The 2,763-nt window shown below is 67.6% G+C and carries 3 protein-coding genes; all 3 read right to left on the reverse strand.

Annotated features, from left to right (window positions below; translation table 11 throughout):
• Positions 1-706 (reverse strand): phosphonate C-P lyase system protein PhnK (phnK, locus tag CCR87_RS00150; protein ID WP_201155324.1); only part of this gene is annotated, 706 nt, incomplete at its 3' end.
• Positions 703-1,590 (reverse strand): alpha-D-ribose 1-methylphosphonate 5-phosphate C-P-lyase PhnJ, encoded by an 888-nt coding sequence (locus CCR87_RS00155; RefSeq protein WP_027289530.1) that lies wholly within the window; start codon positions 1,588-1,590, stop codon positions 703-705. The genes phnK and CCR87_RS00155, both read right to left, overlap by 4 nt.
• The gene (locus tag CCR87_RS00160; protein ID WP_027289531.1) at positions 1,587-2,687 is read right to left on the reverse strand and encodes a carbon-phosphorus lyase complex subunit; all 1,101 of its coding nucleotides are present in this window, start codon (positions 2,685-2,687) and stop codon (positions 1,587-1,589) included. The genes CCR87_RS00155 and CCR87_RS00160 overlap by 4 nt, the downstream gene beginning before the upstream one ends.
• Positions 2,688-2,763 lie beyond the last annotated feature (76 nt).

Below are 2,763 nucleotides of genomic sequence, written 5' to 3' on the forward strand. Positions count from 1 at the left end.
TCCCGTGCTGCATCACCATCAACCGGTGCGCCAGCAGGCGCGCCACACCGAGGTCGTGCGTCACCAGCACGACCGCCAGCCCCAACTCGGCGACCAGCCCGCGCAACAGGTCGAGCAGCCGCGCCTGGACCGACACGTCGAGACCGCCGGTCGGCTCGTCCATGAACACCAACCTCGGCTCCGACACCAGGTTGCGGGCGATCTGCAGGCGCTGCTGCATACCCCCCGACAGCTTGGCCGGCGGATCGTCCAGGCGCGCCGTGTCGACCTCGACCCGCGCAAGCCAGTCGTGCGCGCTCTGCCGGATCGTGCCGTAGTGCCGCTGGCCGAGCGCCATCAACCGCTCGCCCACGTTGGCGCCGGCCGAAACGCCCATGCGCAGGCCGTCGCGCGGGTTCTGCTGCACCAGCCCCAGGTCGGTGCGGTGCAGCCGACGCCGCCGGCCTTCCGGCAGGGCGTGCAGATCCACGAGCGCGCCCCAGCGGTCGCGATACAGCACCGCACCGCTGTCCGGCGTCTCCTGCCCGGCGATCGTGCGCACCAGGGTCGTCTTGCCGGAACCGCTTTCGCCGACGATGCCCAGCACCTCGCCCGGAAACAGGTCGAAGGAGACGTCGTCGACCGCCTGCACGCGCCCGAAACGCTTACCGACATGGTGCACCGACAGGATCGGCTCATCCGCGTTGCAGGCGTCGTGCGCGCTCATGCCGTCTCTCCCGAAGCGCCGTCCTGGCGGCGCTGTGCGCAATAGTCGCTGTCGGAGCAGACGAAGCGCCGCCCCCCCTGATCGTCGGTCACGATCTCGTCGAGATAGCTGTCGGTGGCCCCGCACAGTGCACAGGGCGTGCTCCAATCCTCGACATCGAAGGGGTAGTCGTCGAAGTCGAGGCTGCGCACCTCCGTGTAGGGCGGCACCGCATAGATGCGCTTCTCCCGCCCGGCGCCGAACAGCTGCAGCGCCGGGTTGCGGTGCATCTTCGGGTTGTCGAACTTGGGGATCGGGCTGGGCGCCATGATGTAGCCATCCGCGACCTGGACCGGATAGTTGTAGGTCTTCGCGATTCGCCCGTGCTGGGCGATGTCCTCGTAGAGCGAAACCTGCATCAGGCCGTATTCGCCCAGCGCATGCAGCGTGCGCGTCTCCCGCTCGCGCGGTTCCAGCCAACGCAGCGGCTCCGGAATCGGCACCTGGTAGACCAGGATCTGCTGGTCGGTCAGCGGCGTTTCCGGAATCCGGTGGCGGGTCTGGATCACGCTCGCCTCCGTGGTCGCGGTGGTGGTCGCGACCCCGGCCGTGCGGGCGAAGAAGGAACGGATGTTGACCGCGTTCGTGGTGTCGTCCGCCCCCTGGTCGATCACCTTCAGCGTATCGTCCGCGCCCAGGATACTGGCGGTGACCTGGATACCGCCGGTGCCCCAGCCGTAAGGCAGCGGCATCTCCCGACTGGCAAACGGCACCTGATAGCCCGGGATCGCGACGGCTTTGAGCAGGGCACGGCGGATCATCCGCTTGGTCTGCTCATCGAGATAGGCGAAGTTGTAGCCTTCGACCGTCTGTTCGGTCGTGGCGGTTTCGGCATGCGCGGTCATTCCGCCGCCTCCCGCGTCGCCTGCTTGTCGTGAAAGCGTCGTCGCAGCTCCCGCAGCATCACCAGTTCCGACTGGAAGTCGACGTAGTGCGGCAGCTTCAGGTGCTGGACGAAACCGGACGCCTCGACGTTGTCGCTGTGCGAGAGCACGAACTCCTGGTCCTGCGCCGGTGCGACCAGTTGCTCGCCGAGTTCCTGTGACCTGAGCGCCCGGTCGACCAACGACATCGACATCGCCTTGCGCTCGTTATGGCCGAAGGTCAGGCCGTAACCGCGCGTGAACTGCGGCGGGCTGCTTTCCGACCCCTTGAACTGGTTGATCATCTGACACTCGGTGAGGGTGATCTCCGCGATCTCGATCTCGAAGCCGAGCTCTTCCGGTATGAAACCGACCGCAACCTCACCCAGCCGGATCTCCCCGGCAAAAGGGTGTGCGTTGCCGTAACCGCGCTGGGTGGAATAAGCGAGCGAGAGCAGATAGCCCTCGTCGCCACGCGCCAGCATCTGCAGCCAGGTGTCACGGTCGGCGGGATAGGTCACCGGTTCCCGGGTGATATCGGCCGGGCTCTCCGTACCGTCGTCGGCCGGAGATGGCTCGATCAAGCCGTCGCGGTCGAGGTGCTGCAGCACGCCCGGCATCTCCTCGGCAACCGGGTCCTGCGCGTCTTCCGGCGCCTGGGGAATCTGGCCATCGGCCAACAACTGGAAGTCCAGCAGGCGCTGGGTGTAATCGAAGCTGGGTCCGAGCACCTGCCCACCCGGCACGTCCTTGTACGTCGCGGAGATCCGACGGCGCACCGCCATCGCCTGGGTATCGACCGCGCGGGCGTAGCCGAAACGCGGCAGCGTGGTGCGATAGGCGCGCAGCAAGAACACCGCCTCCTGCACATCGCCGCAGGCCTGCTTCAGGGCGAGCGCGGCCAGCGCGCGGTCGTAGAGCGCGCCTTCCGCCATCACCCGGTCGACGGCCAGACCCAACTGCTCGCGGATCTGGTCGACGCCCAGGTCGGAGACCGTCCGGTCGCCGCGCCGCGTCTCGGCCAGCAACTGTAGGGAATTGGCGATCGCTTCCGCCCCGCCTTTAACGGCCACGTACATCGCCTTACCCCTCCTGCGCGTCGGTAATGCGAGTGGTGCGCGGCAGCGCCGCCAGGCGGCTGCCGTGGGTCAGGAT

Source organism: Rhodobaculum claviforme (assembly GCF_016653255.1).
Classification (GTDB): domain Bacteria; phylum Pseudomonadota; class Alphaproteobacteria; order Rhodobacterales; family Rhodobacteraceae; genus Rhodobaculum; species Rhodobaculum claviforme.